Origin of the sequence: Bacillus sp. JNUCC-21 (genome assembly GCF_041222765.1) — a bacterium.
Classification (GTDB): Bacteria; Bacillota; Bacilli; order Bacillales; family Bacillaceae; genus Bacillus; species Bacillus velezensis.
Map to the genome: position 1 here is coordinate 836,073 of NZ_CP166019.1, position 18,928 is coordinate 855,000.

At 46.8% G+C, this 18,928-nt stretch carries 18 protein-coding genes, 1 rRNA gene and 1 pseudogene (1 of these 20 running past the window's edge); 15 read left to right on the forward strand and 5 right to left on the reverse strand.

The features are described from left to right. Window positions 1–92: 92 nt before the first annotated feature. The 5 genes from JNUCC21_RS04280 to JNUCC21_RS04300 all read left to right on the forward strand — a co-directional run bounded on the left by JNUCC21_RS04280 (window position 93) and on the right by JNUCC21_RS04300 (window position 5,707). Entirely contained in the window at window positions 93–620 is a 528-nt protein-coding gene (locus JNUCC21_RS04280) for an SH3 domain-containing protein (protein ID WP_015417063.1), read from the forward strand. 85 nt (window positions 621–705) lie between these two features. Next, complete coding sequence (locus JNUCC21_RS04285) at window positions 706–1,041, forward strand: SdpI family protein (RefSeq protein ID WP_007408558.1); 336 nt, start codon at window positions 706–708, stop codon at window positions 1,039–1,041. Further along, the gene (locus tag JNUCC21_RS04290) at window positions 1,034–1,894 is read left to right on the forward strand and encodes an alpha/beta fold hydrolase (RefSeq protein WP_072588915.1); all 861 of its coding nucleotides are present in this window, start codon (window positions 1,034–1,036) and stop codon (window positions 1,892–1,894) included. The genes JNUCC21_RS04285 and JNUCC21_RS04290 overlap by 8 nt, the downstream gene beginning before the upstream one ends. A gap of 210 nt (window positions 1,895–2,104) precedes the next feature. Next, window positions 2,105–3,085 carry a glycosyltransferase family 2 protein gene (locus JNUCC21_RS04295; protein ID WP_003155484.1) on the forward strand — a complete coding sequence of 327 codons (981 nt, stop codon included), beginning with the start codon at window positions 2,105–2,107 and terminating at the stop codon, window positions 3,083–3,085. Window positions 3,086–3,121: 36 nt separating this feature from the next. Then, on the forward strand, window positions 3,122–5,707 hold the full coding sequence (locus tag JNUCC21_RS04300) for a YfhO family protein (RefSeq protein ID WP_072588916.1): 2,586 nt from the start codon (window positions 3,122–3,124) through the stop codon (window positions 5,705–5,707). Here JNUCC21_RS04300 and JNUCC21_RS04305 read toward each other — a convergent pair. After that, window positions 5,704–6,687 carry a metal-dependent hydrolase gene (locus tag JNUCC21_RS04305; RefSeq protein WP_003155481.1) on the reverse strand — a complete coding sequence of 328 codons (984 nt, stop codon included), beginning with the start codon at window positions 6,685–6,687 and terminating at the stop codon, window positions 5,704–5,706. The two genes, JNUCC21_RS04300 and JNUCC21_RS04305, sit on opposite strands and share 4 nt — an antisense overlap. Before the next feature lie 225 nt (window positions 6,688–6,912). On the opposite strand from JNUCC21_RS04305, the gene mutY reads away from it, so the two are divergent. After that, complete coding sequence (gene mutY / locus JNUCC21_RS04310) at window positions 6,913–8,010, forward strand: A/G-specific adenine glycosylase (protein ID WP_012117124.1); 1,098 nt, start codon at window positions 6,913–6,915, stop codon at window positions 8,008–8,010. A 6-nt stretch (window positions 8,011–8,016) separates the two neighbouring features. Here the strand turns inward: mutY and JNUCC21_RS04315 are convergent, their stop codons facing one another. Further along, window positions 8,017–8,241: a hypothetical protein gene (locus JNUCC21_RS04315; RefSeq protein WP_007408563.1), complete on the reverse strand. Its 225-nt coding sequence runs from the start codon at window positions 8,239–8,241 to the stop codon at window positions 8,017–8,019. 81 nt (window positions 8,242–8,322) lie between these two features. Here JNUCC21_RS04315 and fabL point away from each other — a divergent pair, with 81 nt between their 5' ends. From fabL to JNUCC21_RS04340, 5 genes and pseudogenes are all read left to right on the forward strand, one after another. Next, window positions 8,323–9,075: an enoyl-[acyl-carrier-protein] reductase FabL gene (fabL, locus tag JNUCC21_RS04320; RefSeq protein ID WP_003155478.1), complete on the forward strand. Its 753-nt coding sequence runs from the start codon at window positions 8,323–8,325 to the stop codon at window positions 9,073–9,075. 84 nt (window positions 9,076–9,159) lie between these two features. Further along, window positions 9,160–9,312: pseudogene (locus JNUCC21_RS04325) on the forward strand (gamma-type small acid-soluble spore protein); the annotation flags it as partial. Between the two features lie 160 nt (window positions 9,313–9,472). Further along, complete coding sequence (locus JNUCC21_RS04330; RefSeq protein WP_025284450.1) at window positions 9,473–9,739, forward strand: YgaB family protein; 267 nt, start codon at window positions 9,473–9,475, stop codon at window positions 9,737–9,739. 135 nt (window positions 9,740–9,874) lie between these two features. Next, window positions 9,875–10,405, forward strand: a complete 531-nt coding sequence (locus tag JNUCC21_RS04335) for a DUF402 domain-containing protein (protein WP_003155475.1) — start codon at window positions 9,875–9,877, stop codon at window positions 10,403–10,405. Window positions 10,406–10,487: 82 nt separating this feature from the next. Then, window positions 10,488–12,230 (forward strand): ABC transporter ATP-binding protein, encoded by a 1,743-nt coding sequence (locus JNUCC21_RS04340; protein WP_369878592.1) that lies wholly within the window; start codon window positions 10,488–10,490, stop codon window positions 12,228–12,230. Window positions 12,231–12,308: 78 nt separating this feature from the next. On the opposite strand, the gene JNUCC21_RS04345 is transcribed toward JNUCC21_RS04340, so the two are convergent. Both JNUCC21_RS04345 and JNUCC21_RS04350 read right to left on the reverse strand, forming a co-directional pair. Beyond that, on the reverse strand, window positions 12,309–13,376 hold the full coding sequence (locus tag JNUCC21_RS04345) for an aromatic acid exporter family protein (protein ID WP_007408566.1): 1,068 nt from the start codon (window positions 13,374–13,376) through the stop codon (window positions 12,309–12,311). A gap of 209 nt (window positions 13,377–13,585) precedes the next feature. After that, window positions 13,586–14,875 carry a glutamate-1-semialdehyde 2,1-aminomutase gene (locus JNUCC21_RS04350; RefSeq protein ID WP_053104685.1) on the reverse strand — a complete coding sequence of 430 codons (1,290 nt, stop codon included), beginning with the start codon at window positions 14,873–14,875 and terminating at the stop codon, window positions 13,586–13,588. 157 nt (window positions 14,876–15,032) lie between these two features. Here JNUCC21_RS04350 and bcp point away from each other — a divergent pair, with 157 nt between their 5' ends. Together bcp and perR are read left to right on the forward strand one after the other, a co-directional pair. After that, complete coding sequence (bcp, locus tag JNUCC21_RS04355) at window positions 15,033–15,506, forward strand: thioredoxin-dependent thiol peroxidase (RefSeq protein WP_003155466.1); 474 nt, start codon at window positions 15,033–15,035, stop codon at window positions 15,504–15,506. Window positions 15,507–15,630: 124 nt separating this feature from the next. After that, window positions 15,631–16,068 carry a peroxide-responsive transcriptional repressor PerR gene (gene perR / locus JNUCC21_RS04360; RefSeq protein ID WP_003155465.1) on the forward strand — a complete coding sequence of 146 codons (438 nt, stop codon included), beginning with the start codon at window positions 15,631–15,633 and terminating at the stop codon, window positions 16,066–16,068. Window positions 16,069–16,102: 34 nt separating this feature from the next. Here perR and JNUCC21_RS04365 read toward each other — a convergent pair whose 3' ends face one another. Continuing rightward, a complete protein-coding gene (locus tag JNUCC21_RS04365; protein WP_077721967.1) occupies window positions 16,103–16,456 on the reverse strand; it encodes a YgzB family protein in 354 nt (117 codons plus the stop codon). Window positions 16,457–16,658: 202 nt separating this feature from the next. Here JNUCC21_RS04365 and JNUCC21_RS04370 point away from each other — a divergent pair, with 202 nt between their 5' ends. Further along, complete coding sequence (locus JNUCC21_RS04370; protein WP_007610197.1) at window positions 16,659–17,543, forward strand: nucleotidyltransferase-like protein; 885 nt, start codon at window positions 16,659–16,661, stop codon at window positions 17,541–17,543. A 229-nt stretch (window positions 17,544–17,772) separates the two neighbouring features. Continuing rightward, a 16S ribosomal RNA gene (locus JNUCC21_RS04375) occupies window positions 17,773–18,928 on the forward strand; it runs 394 nt beyond the window's last position.

Consider the following 18,928-nt stretch of genomic DNA (forward strand, 5'->3'; position numbering starts at 1 on the left):
TTTTTTTATAAAAGAAATAGGAAAATCATGTTTGGCGACCGGCGGAATGTGGAAATGTGTAATAACTTATAAAATAGCGGGGAGGAACCACAATGAACATGAAAAAGGGGTTAACCGCATTTATTCCGGCCGCAGGACTTTGCTTATTTTTAGCCGCAGGCACCGTTTTTTTCGATCCGGCAGCGAATGCCGCAGCAGTTCACCAGACAAAAATAGACACCGCAGCAGATACATATATCGTGAAAGCAGGAGAACTTAACGTCCGCAAAGAACCAAATAAACAAGGGTCGATTATCGGCACGCTTCGTTCAGAGGATTCCGTAAAGGTTAAACGGCTTCAAGGAGCAGATTGGGCTGAGATTGACTACAAAGGTCACAAAGCCTATATCTCCACACATTTTCTGATGAAGCAGCCGGTGAAGGCGGTGACGGCGAAACAAACCGCTTTTTATACGCCGACTTTGGAAACCGGCAAAAAAGGGTCCGTTAAAGCGGGTGAAACCGTCAATGTGCTCGGCTGGGGGTTCAGCCATGACGGAGGATTTGACCGTAAATGGGCGTACGTCACATACGGCGGGAAAGCAGGTTATGTGAAAACGGCCGACTTAACTCAAAAATAAAGATTCGGGCAGGCGAATGAGCCTGCTTTTTTTCTGAAACTTTTCGCCTTTCCTTTCGTAAAAGATGAAAAGGAGAGTGACAGATATGATAATGGTAATCGGCGGCCTTCTGATGGCTGCGGCCGGCATTTTAGTCACATTTTTTCCGCCGAAGTCGATCAACAGCCTGTACGGATATCGGACGAAGCGCTCTATGGCGGATGAGTCGCAGTGGAAAGAAGGCAATCGATTCAGTGCGCTTCTCATGATTTTGTTCGGCCTTATATCGGCGGCAGCTGGATTTGCGGGCAGCCTGCTTATCCGGCTGACTCAGCCGTTCGCCTTGATCGTTCAGGCCGTATTATTGATTGCGATCAGCGTACTGATCATCGTCTTAACAGAAAGAAGATTGAAACAAACGGGGAGGAGAATCGATGAATGACATTACGTTTCACATGATCGAAACAAACGGAGTGACGCTGCACACGGCTTCAGCCGGTCCGAAAGACGGTCCTTTGGCGGTGCTGCTGCACGGGTTTCCGGAATTCTGGTACGGCTGGAAGAGCCAGATCAAACCGCTGGCGGATGCCGGATACCATGTTGTCGTGCCTGATCAGCGCGGCTATAATCTCAGTGACAAACCGGAGGGCATTGAAAACTATACCATTGATACGCTCAGAGACGACATTATCGGGCTGATCACGCATTTTACAGATGACAAAGCCGTCGTCATCGGCCACGATTGGGGAGGAGCCGTGGCCTGGCATTTGGCATCCACGCGGCCGCAATACGTTGAAAAATTAATCACGGTCAATATCCCGCACCCGGCGGTTATGCGGAAGGTCACACCGTTCTACCCGCCGCAGTGGAGGAAAAGCTCTTATATCGCTTTCTTTCAGCTGCCGGAAAAGCCGGAACGGAGATTGTCTGAAGACAATTACCGCGTATTGGATCAAGCGATCGGCTTATCCGAACGACCGGCGCTTTTTTCACGGGAAGATGTCGACAGCTACAAAGAAGCTTGGGGCAGAAAAGGAGCGCTCACGGCGATGCTGAACTGGTACCGGGCGATCAGAGCCGGCGGTTTAGGCCCTGCCGTTCCGCTTAAAATGCCCGTTCCGTACCGATTAATATGGGGCGTCAATGACCGCGCGCTGAGCAAAAAGCTCGCCAAGGAAACAAAACGGATGATTCCAAACGGCGACTTAATCTTCATAGATGATGCCTCACATTGGGTCATTCACGAAAAACCGCGCATCGTCAGCCATTTGATTCATGAATACCTTCAGCAATAAAGTCTGTCCCGCGTACAGACTTTTTCTTTTTTTTCTCATATCTGCCGAAAAACATGACAAAATATAAACCATATGCAGAAAAAATTTTCTTTCCCTGTAACAAAAAAATGGTTTAAACGTCATTAAAAAAAGGAAAAGCCTTACTGAAGTTTTGCGGACAATTCCTTTAAGGCCGTCCTAAAAAAAGAATAATACAAAGAAGGTGCCTTCATGAAACAAAGGTTAATCTCAATTATTATTCCGTCTTACAATGAAGGGAACAACGTCAAGCTCATTCATGAATCTTTAAAAAAAGAGTTTCAGACGATTCATTATGACTATGAAATTTTCTACATCAATGACGGAAGCGCGGATGACACCCTTCAGCAGATTAAAGAACTGGCCGCCAGAAACCATCGCGTCAAATACATATCTTTTTCCCGCAACTTCGGGAAAGAAGCGGCCATTTTGGCAGGATTTGAACACGTGCAGGGCGAAGCGGTAATCGTGATGGACGCCGATCTGCAGCATCCGACCCATCTGCTGAAAGACTTCATTCAAGGTTATGAAGAAGGGTATGACCAAGTCATCGCGCAGCGCAACCGAAAAGGGGACAGCCCCGTGCGTTCCGTGCTTTCTTCCCTGTATTATAAATTTATCAACAAAGCCGTCGAAGTGGACCTGCGTGACGGGGTCGGAGATTTCCGCCTGCTGAGCCGGCAGGCCGTTGATGCCCTTTTGAAGCTGAGTGAAGGGAACCGTTTCTCGAAAGGGCTGTTCTGCTGGATCGGGTTTGACCAGAAAATCGTATTTTATGAAAATGTCGAAAGGAAGAACGGCACGTCCAAATGGTCATTCAGCAATCTGTTCAACTACGGAATGGACGGGGTCGTCTCCTTCAACAACAAGCCCCTTAGGGTATGCTTTTTCACCGGTATTCTGATATTGCTTTTGTCGATGGTGTATATTGTAACGACCTTTGTTCATATTCTGACACACGGCGTGTCCGTACCCGGATACTTCACCATTATTTCCGCCGTGCTGTTTTTAGGGGGCATCCAGCTTTTGAGTCTCGGCATCATCGGAGAATATATCGGCCGGATTTACTATGAAACAAAAAAACGCCCGCACTATTTAATTAAAGAAGCGAATATAACGTACGGAGAACAAAATGAAACGAATTATACAAAAAAGCGCAAGTGGAACCATTAAACAGCCGCCGCTGTGCGCAGGGTCTGGGGACGTTGTATGAAAAAAAATAAATGGATCTTGCCGGCAGCCTGTGTGCTGGCTGCGGCAGCCGCTCATATTTTTTTCTTAAAAGAGTGGTCGCAAGGCCGCTATATGACGGGGTCTGGAGACGGGATCGCCCAAATGGCGGTCTTCAAAAAGCTGCTGTTTGATCAATATATGAACGGCAGGCTGTTTTACAGCTATTCGTTCGGACTGGGCGGGGGCGTGTACAGTCAGCTCGGCTATTATTTCTCTACTTCTTTTCTATTCCTGTTTATCTCCGCCGCTGTCCGCTTTTTGCAGCTTATTCAGCTGACGGGCGAGGCTGATGCGCTGTTTTGGGCGCAGGCCTCCGTTTTTATCAGCATTGCCAAGCAGAGTTTTATCATATTCACGGCGGCGTGTGTGTTCCGTTATTTCGTCAAACGGACGGTGCCTGCTTTTGCCGGCGCCGTGTTGTACGGGGTCTCGATTATTTACTTCCGGCATGAGGTATATTGGGACTTTTTCACTGACAGTATGGTGTGGCTGCCGTTGCTTGTGTTGGGCGCGGAAAAAATCATCCGGGAAAAAAAGCCGGCGTGGTTTATCTTCGCCTGTGCGCTGACATTGATCAACAACTTTTATTTTGCGTATATTAATCTGATTTTCATCGGCATTTATATCTTATTCAGGTGGGTGATCCCCCTTGAAGGCAATGAGGCGAAAAAGCTCACTCAATGCAGGATATTTATTCTGTCGGGCCTTCTCGGGTTCGGCATAAGCGCAGTTTCCTTTATTCCTGTCGTATACGGATACCTTCATAATCTGCGGCCGCCGTATTCAGAGCATATTGCATGGCTTGATTTTTCCGACAACATTTTATTTTCAAGCCGGATTATTATCCTGCCGGCGGCTTTTTTGCTTTTTCTATTTACATTTACTTTATACAAAAACCGCTTGTTCCGGCTGTTTGCGGGAATCAGTCTGCTGTATATTCTGTTTCACTTCAGTCCGTTCGCGGCAAGTGCCTTTAACGGTTTTTCAGCTCCGCAGAACAGGTTTGAATACGTCCTGTGCTTCACGATTGCCGGAACGGTTTCAGCCGGGCTTTCTAAGCTTTCAGACATCAGCATGAAGAGTATGCTGATGTCCGCCGTACTCGTCGTTCTGCTCTATTGGAGCCAGGTGAGGCGGTACAGTCTGGATATTTCTGATCACGCCAACCTGCCCGTCATCCTTCTTCTGGTGCTGAGCATAGCCGCTTTCTTTGCAGCAAAGACAAGACTGAAAGGCGCGGTGCCCGCCGTCTATGCCGTCATTTTGCTTACGGCTGTGCTTACGGCTAATACATATGAAAAATATGCTTTATCAGAAGGCGGGAAGATTTATACGGTATCGCATACCTTTATGACGGGTGCTGACTATAAAGGCAAAGAACAATCAGAGCTCATTCAGCGTCTGAAAGAAAAAGACCCTGATCCGTTTGCCCGTTTAGATTGGATGAACGGTGTTTTCAATAACACCCCGATCATATACGGATTCAACGGATTCAGCGTATACTCAAGCATACTGAACCGCAATCTGCTGTCCTTTTACTGGAACGACCTCCGGATTGACATGGGCAGAGAAAGCGTCAGCCGCTATGCGACATTAGGAAACAGGGCTAATTTATACAGCCTGCTTTACGGAAAATATTATATGACGGAAAAAACAAACGAGGCCGGCGTGCCGTACGGGTTCAAAAAAATCATGGAATCAACCCATTATGCGGTTTATCAAAATCAATATATGCTTCCGTTCGTACGGACAGCCGATCGCGTATATAACGAGGGCGGCCTGAAAAAAGCGCCCGCCCTTGCCAGGGAACGGGCAATGCTTGACGGGATCGTCATGGAATCAAGCACAACCAACACGAAAAAAGCGCCTGAGGCGAAAAATATGATCCGCCATGCAGAGGTAGCGGCCGAACATGGCGATTATCATAACGGCATCCTGACGGTAAACGAAGACGGCGGCGGCCTGGTCATTACGCCGCAAGCCGCTAAGATGGACGGCGGCGATTATTACGTCAGCTTTTATTTGAAGAATAAAGCGAAGGACCAGGGCTTTACATTAAAAGTGAACGATTACACGACAACGAGAAAATCGAATCAATCCATTTACAAAACAGGTGTCAACGATCTTACTGTCAGAGTGCCGAAAACAAAAAACATCCAAATCCGTCTGCCGAAAGGGTCGTATCAGCTTGACAGACTGGCGCTTTATGAAGAACGGTACGATACGCTGAAAAGCGCATACCGAAAAGCGGAAAAAGAACCGCGGGCCGATCTCAGCTGGCGCGGAAATACGCTTCATATCTCGTATGATAACAAAACCCGCGCGCCGTATATCATGCTTCCGATTCCATATGAAAAAGGCTGGGAGCTGAAGATAAACGGCAGAAAAGAGCAGATTGAAAAAGCGGATTATTCCTTTATCGGATTTAAAGCGCAAAAAGGAAAAAACGATATTCAATTAACGTATATCCCGCCGTTTTTTAAACCCGCGGCCGCTCTATCGGTGATCAGCCTCGTGTTTGCGGTTATATATGTGAGAAGACAAAAAAAGCCCGGCTCTTAAACAGAGCCGAGCTTTAATTTTTTCTGCAATTTTTCCTCGCTGAAAATCCAGCCCGTGTAAGAAGAGAGAAGCTCTAAATCATGACTGAGGTGGACGATGGCGACAAAAGGATAGTGGCCTTTGCTCCGGTAGCGTAAATCAATAAAACGCACCTCATAATGATCCTTAAAGGTATCGACCTCCCACCTGTAAACGGGGGAAAATGAAAGAAAGGCTGCAATATTTTCGTCCTGTTTTGCGGCCTTCATCACATCGGTTTCCGGAACGGGCACGCGGTTGAATGTATCCAATATCACGACATGGCCGTCAAGGCTTCTGCCGACATAAAAGGCATGCGCCGTCGTCACGGCGATACGCCACTGCCTGAATTTCATCGTCGGCGAAATAATGATGGTTTCAATCTCCTCTTCAATCATTTCGCGCAGCCTTCGCTTTATCCGCAGCTGCATCAAAAACCGGACGGCGTAATATCCTGCGAGGATGATATAAAGCATCAGAAATGTCACGCCCGGATGACCTCCGATATACCACACGGCAATCGCGGCCAAATGGCTGACGAAAATAAACGGATCAAAGGTATTGATTAAACCGAGAGCGATCCATTTTCTCGAAAACGGGCGGATGGCCTGCGTGCCGTACGCGTTAAAAATGTCAACAAACACATGCAAAACGACAGCGAGAAGCGTCCACAGCCACAGGTGCAAAAAGTTCGCTTCCGGATAAAACATAAACAAAATACCCGGAATCAGAACGGACCAAAATAAAACGGCGGGAATGGAGTGCGTGAACCCTCTATGATTTCGAATATAAACGGCATTATTTTTCAGCTTCAATATGGTATCAATATCAGGTGCCTGAGAGCCGGCAAGAGCGGCGATCATAACTGCCTGAGACATGGGGGTGTGCATGCCGACGGCAGGATCAAGAGTTGCGATTCCGCCAAGCGCGATACCCATGACAACGTGAGTGCCAGTATCCATTGTTGACCTCCTAGCAGGCGTTAACAATCAGTCGCCCGCATATTTCGCATTATAAGATATTCCCCATTTTCTATTTGCCCAATCATGGCGTTTATCCGCCGTTCTCATATGTTTCCGCTTTTTCTTTATCACTATTTAATGTAACATATTATCGTAACGTGCCCTAAGTTTACACCAAAATACGGTGTCAAGAAAAGCGGAACCCGAAACATCTGAGGAGAAGATATGAACGCACTTGAAGAAAAAATGAAACAAAAAGATATAGACAAATTTCGCGAGGACTTAATTACATGGTTCGAAAGAGAACAGAGAATTCTGCCGTGGAGAGAAAATCAGGACCCATATCGGGTGTGGGTATCAGAGGTGATGCTGCAGCAGACGCGCGTAGAAACCGTTATCCCTTATTTCCGGCGGTTTGTTGAGCAATTTCCGACCGTTTCGGCGCTCGCTGAAGCCGATGAGGAAAAAGTGCTCAAAGCCTGGGAAGGGCTGGGTTATTACTCCCGTGTAAGAAATCTGCAAAGTGCCGTAAAAGAAGTGCATGAGCGGTACGGGGGAGTCGTCCCTGCCGAAGAAAAGGAATTTGGCGGACTGAAAGGCGTCGGCCCTTATACAAAAGGCGCCGTGCTCAGCATCGCATACAACAAACCGATTCCCGCCGTAGACGGCAATGTGATGCGTGTCATGTCGAGAATTCTTTCCATATGGGACGATATCGCAAAACCTAAAACCAGAACCATTTTCGAACAGGCGGTATCAGCTTTCATTTCTCATGAAAAACCATCTGAATTCAATCAGGGTTTAATGGAGCTCGGCGCGATCATCTGCACCCCGAAATCGCCGTCCTGCCTGCTTTGCCCCGTACAAAAGCACTGTTCGGCATTTGCGGAAGGGACAGAGCGGGAGCTGCCCGTTAAAAGCAAAAAGAAAAAGCCCGGAATAAAAACAATGGCAGCCGTTGTGCTGACAGACGATCAAGGCGATGTCTATATTCATAAACGGCCGCCAAAAGGCTTGCTCGCCAACTTGTGGGAGTTTCCGAATACCGAAACCCAGAAAGGAATCAAAACCGAAAGAGAGCAGCTTGAAGCCTATTTAGAAAAAGAGATGGGAACAACCGCTGAAATCGGGGAGCTGGAAGGCATCGTAGAACATGTTTTCACCCATCTCGTCTGGAATATTTCGGTCTTTTTCGGTAAAGTAAAACAAGTGTCGGATACAACGGAATTCATACGGGTCACAAAAGAGGAGCTCGAGGAATACGCATTTCCCGTTTCCCATCAAAAGATATGGAAAATGGCGGAAGAAAGCGGCCGCCTGTAAAAAACGTCAGTCATAGCTGACGCGAGTGCCGTGGCCGTAATCCGCTTCATTCCGTTTCAGTCCGCCGCGGGCTTCGATTTCCTGAATCAGTTCCCGGTATTTGGACTGGCCTTCTTCGTTTAAATACGGCATAATTTGCTGGAAGGCATGATGGAAATAGGCGAGCTCTGAATCTCTCCAATCTTTTTTGGGCATCATGGCCAATTCGCCCATATCACGTCCGACATACATATAAAAGACCCCTTTCAACACATATTGCTTTTATTGTTTGTTGAATGAAAAGAACTATACACAGCAAGGAGCTGAGGAAAAATGGAACAAAATAAATGCGCACTGATCACGGGAAGCAGCCGCGGCGTCGGGAAAGCAGCCGCCATCAGACTCGCGGAAAAAGGATACAACATCGTCATCAATTACGCCCGCAGTAAAAAAGCGGCATTAGAAACCGCCGAAGAAATTGAAAAACTCGGCGTTAAAACGCTCGTCATTAAAGCCAATGTCGGCCAGCCGGCAAAAATCAAAGACATGTTCCGCCAGATTGACGAAACATTCGGCAGACTGGACGTGTTCGTCAATAATGCGGCTTCAGGCGTGCTGAGACCGGTCATGGAACTCGAAGAAACACACTGGGACTGGACAATGAATATCAATGCGAAAGCATTGCTTTTCTGCGCCCAGGAAGCGGCAAAGATGATGGAGAAAAACGGAGGCGGCCACATCGTCAGCATCAGCTCGCTCGGCAGCATCCGCTATCTTGAAAACTATACGACGGTCGGTGTCTCAAAAGCCGCTTTAGAATCGTTAACCCGTTATCTGGCGGTTGAGCTGTCTCCGAAAAATATCATCGTAAACGCGGTGTCAGGCGGAGCGATTGATACGGACGCGCTGAAGCATTTCCCTAACAGAGATGAACTGCTGGAAGATGCCCGCCAAAATACGCCGGCCGGCAGAATGGTCGAGATTAAAGATATGATCGACACGGTGGAGTTTTTAGTTTCTTCAAAAGCGGACATGATCCGCGGCCAGACCATCATTATTGACGGCGGACGTTCTCTGCTTGTATAAGTTTTAAAAAAAGATGAATAGCCTTATCATCTCCTGCGCATTCTAAAGTGCGTGGAGGTGATAACAATGGCAAACTCAAAATACAGCAAAACAGACGTTCAGCAGGTGAAAAAACAAAACCAGCAATCAGCTTCCGGTCAGGGTCAATACGGCACTGAATTCGGCAGTGAAACTGATGCGCAGCAGGTTAGAAAGCAAAACCAATCTGCTGAACAAAACAAACAGCAAAACAGCTAATCACTGAAACGAAAAAGCACTTCATCTTCGGATGGAAGTGCTTTTTTCTGTTGCCAAAACGACAAAACTTGTGATTCCTCTACAGAATGAGTCAAAGGGTTTTCCGGCGTAAAATCGAAATGGTAAGGAGTATCAACCTAAAAGCCTAAGGAGGAACCCGATGTCAGAGTTTGAAAAGCTTGTAAGTGAACAGATGAAAATCATGGATCAGCTTCTCGAGCTGCAGTCAGAACTTGACCGCTGCCGACAGCTGGAAGCGGAACTCATCAGTCTGGAAAGAGATGCAAAGCTGGACAATGTACAGGACGAAATTGCGACAAAGCGAAAAGACCTGGCCGGCATACAGGAGTTATTCCAAAGGCAGACAGAGCAAGTCATCCAGTCTTATCGCAGCACGGAAAAGCCGTCTTCCTATGTGCAGAAATGAATGTGCCATTCCGGAAGCGGAGTGGTTCTTTTATTTTCATTTTTTAATTCGTAACGTTATAATAGTGAAAAGACTTGTCGGAAAGCAATTGCGGCTGCATTGACTGCAGGGCTTTACAGAAAGTAGGGGAGAAATATGGGATATCCCAAGGAAGGAGAAACCATTCAAATTCACAGCTATAAGCATAACGGGCTGCTTCATCGAATTTGGAATGAAACGACGATTTTAAAAAGTACGGAATTGTGTATCATCGGAGCCAACGACCGGACAATGGTGACGGAATCCGACGGACGGACGTGGGTGACGAGAGAACCGGCGATCTGCTACTTTCATGCCCGTCAGTGGTTTAACGTCATCGGAATGCTGAGAGATGACGGGGTACACTATTATTGCAACATCAGCTCGCCGTTCGCTTATGACGGAGAGGCCATCAAATATATTGATTACGATTTGGATGTCAAGGTGTTTCCGGATATGACGTATAACATTCTTGACGAGGATGAATACGATGACCACCGCAAATCAATGAATTACCCTAAAGAGATCGACAGCATTCTGAAGGAGTATCTGAATACGCTGCTGCACTGGATTCATCAGCGGAAAGGACCGTTTGCTCCGGAATTTGTTGATATGTGGTATGAACGGTATCTGCGCTATACAAAATAAAGAATACAATAAAAAACCTGTTGGGGTGTCAACAGGTTTTTCACATGGGCTCACACGCCTTAAAGAGAGAGGGGGATAAAGTGTGGGCGTAATCAGACGCTATATGCATTTTGTAAAACCTTATAAAAAACAAATTTTTATCACAGTGTTAATCGGCATCATAAAATTCTCCATCCCGCTGGCTCTCCCGCTGCTGTTAAAATACGTGGTCGATGACATTATTCAAGGGAGCGGAACGGCAAGCGCTAAAACATCATCGCTATTCACGATAATGGGCATCATGTTCGTGCTGTTTTTAATTCTGCGTCCCCCGGTAGAGTACTATCGGCAATACTTCGCGCAATGGACGGGCAGCCGGGTGCTCTATGATATCAGGGGAGTATTGTTTGATCATATTCAAAAATTGAGCCTGAGGTTTTATGCCAACACGAGAACGGGCGAAGTCATTTCCCGGGTGATAAATGATGTCGAACAGACAAAAGACTTTGTCATAACGGGACTGATGAATATCTGGCTTGATATGATGACGGTGCTGATCGTCATCTGCATTATGTTTACACTCGATGTTAAGCTGACATTGATATCTGTCATTTTGTTTCCGTTATACGGAATTTCAGTGAAATACTTTTACGGCCGTCTCCGAAAACTGACACGGGAGCGTTCTCAAGCACTCGCCCAAGTTCAGGGACATTTGCACGAACGAGTTCAGGGGATGCCCGTCATCAGAAGTTTTGCCATTGAAGATTATGAACAAGCCAATTTTGATGAAAAAAACGGACATTTTCTGGACAGAGCGATCCGTCATACGAATTGGAACGCAAAAACGTTTGCAGTCGTGAATACCATTACGGATTTGGCGCCGCTGCTTGTTATCGCGTTTGCGGGTTATTTTGTCATAAACGGTCCGCTGACGGTAGGGACGATGGTTGCGTTCGTCGGCTATATTGACAGAATGTACAATCCGGTCAGAAGATTGATCAACTCATCGACGACGCTGACCCAGTCGATCGCTTCAATGGACCGCATATTTGAATTTATCGACGAGCCGTATGAACTGACTGATAAACCGAATGCAGTAAAAGCTGACGGCATTAAAGGCGAAGTTGAATTCCGAAATGTCTCGTTCCGTTATGAGGAAGGAAAAGAAACGATTTTGCAGGACGTTTCCTTAAAGGTGACAAAAGGGGAAACCGTCGCGCTCGTCGGGATGAGCGGCGGCGGTAAATCGACGCTTGTCAGCCTCATACCGCGTTTTTATGATGTATCCGGCGGCAGCCTGCTGATTGACGGCACAGATATTCGCGATTATGAAGCGAGAAGCCTCCGCAATCAAGTCGGAATGGTGCTTCAGGATACGTTTCTGTTCAGTGAGACGATTCGTGAAAATATCGCCATCGGTAAACCGGGAGCGTCTCTGGATGAGGTGGTTGCGGCTGCGAAAGCGGCAAATGCCCATGAATTTATTATGAATTTCCCCGAAGGTTATGAAACCAAAGTCGGCGAACGGGGCGTCAAATTGTCAGGCGGGCAGAAACAGCGGATTTCCATCGCGCGTGTATTCTTAAAAAATCCGCCGCTGTTAATCTTGGATGAAGCGACATCGGCTCTTGATCTTGAAAGTGAACACTACATTCAGGAAGCGATGGAAAAGCTTGCGAAAAACCGGACGACTTTTATCGTCGCCCACAGGCTGTCCACGATTACGCACGCGGATAAAATTGTCGTCATGGAAAACGGCGCCGTCGTCGAAACCGGCACGCACGAGGAATTAATGGCCCAAGGCGGCCAGTACAGACACTTATTTACGATTCAGAATTTGAACTGATACAAAACGTATGCCGTCCGAATGGGCGGCATACGTTTTTTTAAAATGCAAAAAAACCCGGTTATCTAGAGCACCGGGTTACTCATCATCGTCTGTTTCTAATTCGCTGTCTTTCGGGTGGTATGTCTGGAAACTCGTAATCAGTGTATCAAGATGTTCCAGCTGCTCGCGGTATTCCGCAACCGCAGCCATAATGCTGAGCATATTGTAATCAAGCAGTTCATCCTCGCAGTTCTGCTGATTTTTCAAGAAAGACTTCGTCAAAAGCTGTTTATATCTTATGCTTTCTTCAGCATCGTCATCATGCGGTTTGATCTTGCCGACCGTCCGCATCAGAATCCTTTCGTGCCAATGAAGCAGATAATCAATTTCTTCTGTCAGCGTCTCCTGAAATTCCTCCGGCATATGATAAATCTCGTTTTCATAGCGGTGCAGCTTTTTCAGCGTATCAAGCGCCCGATTCGCCGTAATAATCGCCTGTCTGAACAATACAAGCTTGCGCGACTTTACATACGTCGTTTTCTTAAAGTAGCTTCTCTCCTCTTTATAAAGAAGGTACGTATGATCAAGCTTCATCATCTTTTCCTTCAGCTTCTCAATATCCTCTTTCAATATCGAGTGTTCCGTGGACTGACGCATCGTCAGCCTGATCCATTTCATGATCTCATCGGTATATTCAACCGTATGATGAGTCAGCTTCGTTTCGTATTTCGGCGGAAGAAACACAAGGTTCACAATAAAAGAAGACAGCACGCCTAAAATAACGGTGCTTGTTCGTATCAGAGCGAACGTCAGGAAGCTGTTTCCCGGTGTTTCTAAAATTGCGATAACCGTCACGAGCGCAATCGAAATGGTGTGTTCAATTTTCAGTTTTAACATGATCGTGATGACAATCACTGCGGTCAATCCGATCATAATCGGACTCGGTCCGAAAATCAGTCCGAATGCCGTAGCGATGACAGCGCCGATGATATTTGCCTGAACCTGATCAATAATGATAAGAAAAGACCTGTAAATAGAGGGCTGTATGGCAAATATAGCTGCAATCCCGGCAAAGATCGGCGACGGAAGTCCGATCCATGATGCTAAGTAGAGCGCGAGCGTAATCGCAATCCCTGTTTTGAAAATGCGGGCACCAAGTTTCATTGGTTTGTGCGTGCATTCCTTTCTCTAATAAATTATGTGCCGAACGAACGGCTGACACTTACATTTCCCTGTCGGCTGATTTGCTAAACAATAAAGTAATATACAGGGATCATACCAATTATTCAAGGTCTTTTTTTGAAAAAACCATTATCTCACAAATCGGACAAAAAGAAAAAGCGGAAGCCCCGGGCTCCCGCTTGTTTCAGCAGTTATTTTTTCATATGTCTGAACGCATCTTCAACGGCTTGTAAAGTGGCGTCGATATCCTCTTCAGTATGTGCGGTTGTGATAAACCAAGCTTCATACTTCGATGGAGCGAGATTGATGCCGCGCTCAAGCATCAGCTTGAAGAACTTGGCGAATGCTTCTCCGTCCGTATTTTCCGCCTGCTCGTAATTGACGATCTTTTCATCAGTGAAGTAAACCGTGAGCGCGCCTTTTAAACGGTTGACGGTGATGGTAATGCCGTGTGTCTCCGCATGGGCGAGAATGCCGTGCTCAAGTCTGGCGCCGAGCTCATCAAGCCGCTCATAAACGCCTTCTTCCTTCAGCACTTCCAGGCAGGCGATGCCTGATAGGATAGATGCCGGGTTTCCGGCCATCGTGCCGGCTTGATATGCCGGGCCGAGCGGAGCAACCTGCTCCATGATCTCTTTTTTGCCTCCGTAAGCGCCGATCGGCAGGCCGCCCCCGATAATTTTACCGAGCGCCGTTAAATCAGGCTTCACTTGAAGAAGATCCTGCGCGCCTCCGTACATAAAACGGAACGCCGTGATCACTTCATCATAAATGACGAGCGCGCCCGCTTTATGGGTCAATTCATTTACCTGTTCTAAAAATCCTTCTTCAGGTTCAACGATGCCGAAGTTGCCGACGATCGGCTCGACGAGAACCGCTGCAATTTCTGAACCCCATTTATCCAGCGCGGCTTTGTAGCTTTCAATATCATTGAAAGGAACGGTAATCACCTCATTGGCGATGCTTTTCGGCACGCCGGCGGAATCAGGAGTGCCGAGCGTAGACGGACCGGAACCCGCAGCGACAAGTACGAGATCAGAATGGCCGTGATAGCAGCCGGCGAATTTAATGATTTTTGTCCGGCCTGTATAAGCGCGTGCAACCCGGATCGTTGTCATCACCGCTTCAGTGCCTGAGTTTACGAATCGTACTTTATCAAGTGAAGGAATGGCCTCCTTCAGCATTTTGGCGAAAGTGACCTCATGTTTGGTCGGCGTCCCGTACAGCACGCCGTTTTCAGCCGCTGTTTTAATCGCTTCAGTAATATGCGGATGGGCATGTCCGGTAATAATCGGGCCGTAAGCCGCTAAATAATCGATATACTGATTCCCGTCTACATCCCAGAAATAAGCGCCGTTCGCTTTTTCCATCGCAACGGGTGAACCGCCGCCTACCGCTTTATAGGATCTGGACGGGCTGTTCACGCCTCCGACGATATGCTCTAACGCTTCCTTATGAAGTTCAACTGATTTTGTATACAAAAAATGACCCTCCTAATATCTCCTTACATCATGTTCTATTGTAGCATGCTTCATTGCGAGCACAACGGTTCATGCTTCCAGAAAAGAGCGGGGGGATAACGGTTGTAATCTTTACGTGAATTGGATACGCTTAATAAAAAACCCGGAGGTATAAGAAATGACGATTGAAATCGGACAAACAGCACCGGATATGAAATTAGTGAATGACAGCGGTGAAGAAGTAGCATTGACGGATTTTAAAGGGAAGTATGTCGTTCTCTATTTTTATCCGAAAGACATGACACCAGGATGCACGACGGAAGCATGTGATTTCCGTGATCAGCACGAAAGTTTCGCGGGACTTGATGCCGTTATCATCGGAGTAAGCCCTGACAGCCGTGACAAACATGAAAAATTTAAGCAAAAACACGATCTTCCTTTCCAGCTCCTCGTTGACGATGAGCACAAATTGGCGGAAGCTTTTGATGTGTGGAAGCTGAAGAAGAATTTTGGGAAAGAATATATGGGTATCGAGCGATCCACCTTTTTGTTAGATAAAGAAGGCCGTCTTGTGAAGGAGTGGAGAAAGGTAAAAGTGAAAGATCACGTTGCCGAGGCGCTTCGCGAATTGGAACAAATTGCGTCTAATTAATGGACAAATGCTGAACTCACGGGGTTTTCTTCAGATTACATTTGACAGGAGACCGGAAAAAGATGTACACTAATTATAAACATTATAAAGTAAGAATCTTTTTTAGAAGAGAGGTGCATGACGGATGGCTGCACATGAATTAAAAGAAGCCTTAGACACGTTGAAGGATACGGGAGTCCGGATTACTCCTCAACGTCATGCCATTCTGGAATATCTCGTGGATTCTATGGCACATCCGACAGCGGACGATATATATAAAGCCTTGGAAGGGAAATTCCCTAATATGAGTGTTGCGACAGTGTATAACAATTTGCGTGTATTCCGGGAAGCGGGGCTTGTAAAGGAACTGACGTACGGAGATGCGTCCAGCAGATTTGACTTTGTCACCTCTGACCATTATCACGCCATTTGTGAAAGCTGCGGAAAAATCGTAGACTTCCATTATCCCGGGCTTGACGAAGTAGAACAGCTTGCGGCTCACGTCACGGGGTTTAAGGTAAGCCACCACCGTTTGGAGATTTACGGCGTCTGCCAAGAATGTTCCAAAAAAGAAAACCACTAAACGAAGCTGACCGCTTTGATACGGTCAGCTTCGTTTATTTTACACTGTTTTTTCTGTTATAAGACTCATCGAACGCTTTGCCTTCCAATCCTTTATCCAATGTGAGCGGCTCTCTGCAATGCATGCACATATCCACTCTGCCCAGAATCTTCGTTTCTTTCTCGCAAGCGGGGCACATCACCCGGATCGCTTTTGTGGACAGCATGCCGATCCAAAAATAAACGGCGGTGCTGAGCCCGATCGACAGCAGGCCGAGAATCATAAACAAGCTGGCAAGCAAAACAGACTGCTTAAAGAACAGCCCGATGTACATAATGATAAACCCAACGAAAACCAAACTTAACGCAAACGTTCTGATCTTATTAATTTTGCTGGAGTATTTCGCCATGTCCATCCCCCTCTCGTTTAACTATAGCACAAAACAGATGGCATATTCTTCATGTTTTCGTAAGAAAAGGGAAGAATAAATATGGCACCTGAAAGGAAATTTGTTATAATAGTGCAATGTGTTTAGAAAAAAGGACTTTCATGTTTTATCATAGAAATGTAGAAACAATAGCTAGTGAAACAATCGCATTGGAGGAATCGTAATGGACAATCTTCTCCGTCCAATTTACCAAGAAAGAGCAAGTCATCCCGATACGCTGGCCGTCCTTATGATTGAGAGAAGGAGTAAAGCATCATCCATCACGGATAACTTTGATGCGGTCATGCTTGTCATTGTCAAACAGGCTGATGAACCTCTTTTTATAAAGCATTATGAATTCGAACAAAAAACCGCTTCTTTACATATTGTAACGGATGCTCTGCTTCAGGAATGGATTCTGCTTGGGACCAATAGAAGAGTCATAGATTGGATCATCAACGGCAAAGTGCTGTTTGACCGCAATGAATATATATCTGAACTCAATGACCGGCTCAGCACTTTTCCTTTCGCCGAGCGGAAATTAAAGATCGGAATGGAATACGGCAAGCTGATCAGAAGATTTGTAGAAGGAAAAGCGTTTTTTGAAGCTGATCATTTTCTGGATGCATATTATGCGGTAGTGCATGCTCTTCACCACTTGGCCCGCATAGAAGTGATTGACCGGGGGTTTTATCCCGAAACGACAGTCTGGAACCAGGTCCGTCACATTGAGCCGCAGGTATATAAGCTATATTCCGAACTTGTCGAGAGTCATGAAAGTTTGGAGAAAAGGCTCGAATTATTATTCTTAGCAAATGATTTTCTCATCCATTCAAAAGCTGAAATCGGTTCTGCGCACCTTTTTCAAGTGATGAAAGAAAAAGAAATGTGGCAGTTTGGAGAATTGCTTCAGCACCCTGAACTGGTGCACTTCACCCAAGATCTTGGTGTCATGCTTGATTACCTGACGGAAAAAGGCTTTGTTGAAGTATCTCAAATAGAGACCAAAGGGCAGGAAGTATATCATCGAGGATATTCTTTCAAAAAAAGTGTTGACGCTGAATTATAGGCATGGTATATTATTAAACGTCGCTGATGCGCTTCAACAAAAAGCTCACAGCGGCGGAGAAATAAAAACAAAAAAACATTTGACAGCAACTCGCTGAAATGTTATACTAAAAAAGTCGCCTCGAGATGAGGCTGAAATGATCTTTGAAAACTAAACAAGACAAAACGTACCTGTTAATTCAAAGTTTTAAATAAATCGCACAGTGATGCGCGTAGTCAGTCAAACTACTTTATCGGAGAGTTTGATCCTGGCTCAGGACGAACGCTGGCGGCGTGCCTAATACATGCAAGTCGAGCGGACAGATGGGAGCTTGCTCCCTGATGTTAGCGGCGGACGGGTGAGTAACACGTGGGTAACCTGCCTGTAAGACTGGGATAACTCCGGGAAACCGGGGCTAATACCGGATGGTTGTTTGAACCGCATGGTTCAGACATGAAAGGTGGCTTCGGCTACCACTTACAGATGGACCCGCGGCGCATTAGCTAGTTGGTGAGGTAACGGCTCACCAAGGCGACGATGCGTAGCCGACCTGAGAGGGTGATCGGCCACACTGGGACTGAGACACGGCCCAGACTCCTACGGGAGGCAGCAGTAGGGAATCTTCCGCAATGGACGAAAGTCTGACGGAGCAACGCCGCGTGAGTGATGAAGGTTTTCGGATCGTAAAGCTCTGTTGTTAGGGAAGAACAAGTGTCGTTCAAATAGGGCGGCACCTTGACGGTACCTAACCAGAAAGCCACGGCTAACTACGTGCCAGCAGCCGCGGTAATACGTAGGTGGCAAGCGTTGTCCGGAATTATTGGGCGTAAAGGGCTCGCAGGCGGTTTCTTAAGTCTGATGTGAAAGCCCCCGGCTCAACCGGGGAGGGTCATTGGAAACTGGGGAACTTGAGTGCAGAAGAGGAGAGTGGAATTCCACGTGTAGCGGTGAAATGCGTAGAGATGTGGAGGAACACCAGTGGCGAAGGCGACTCTCTGGTCTGTAACTGACGCTGAGGAGCGAAAGCGTGGGGAGCGAACAGGATTAGATACCCTGGTAGTCCACGCCGTAAACGATGAGTGCTAAGTGTTAGGGGGTTTCCGCCCCTTAGTGCTGCAGCTAACGCATTAAGCACTCCGCCTGGGGAGTACGGTCGCAAGACTGAAACTCAAAGGAATTGACGGGGGCCCGCACAAGCGGTGGAGCATGTGGTTTAATTCGAAGCAACGCGAAGAACCTTACCAGGTCTTGACATCCTCTGACAATCCTAGAGATAGGACGTCCCCTTCGGGGGCAGAGTGACAGGTGGTGCATGGTTGTCGTCAGCTCGTGTCGTGAGATGTTGGGTTAAGTCCCGCAACGAGCGCAACCCTTGATCTTAGTTGCCAGCATTCAGTTGGGCACTC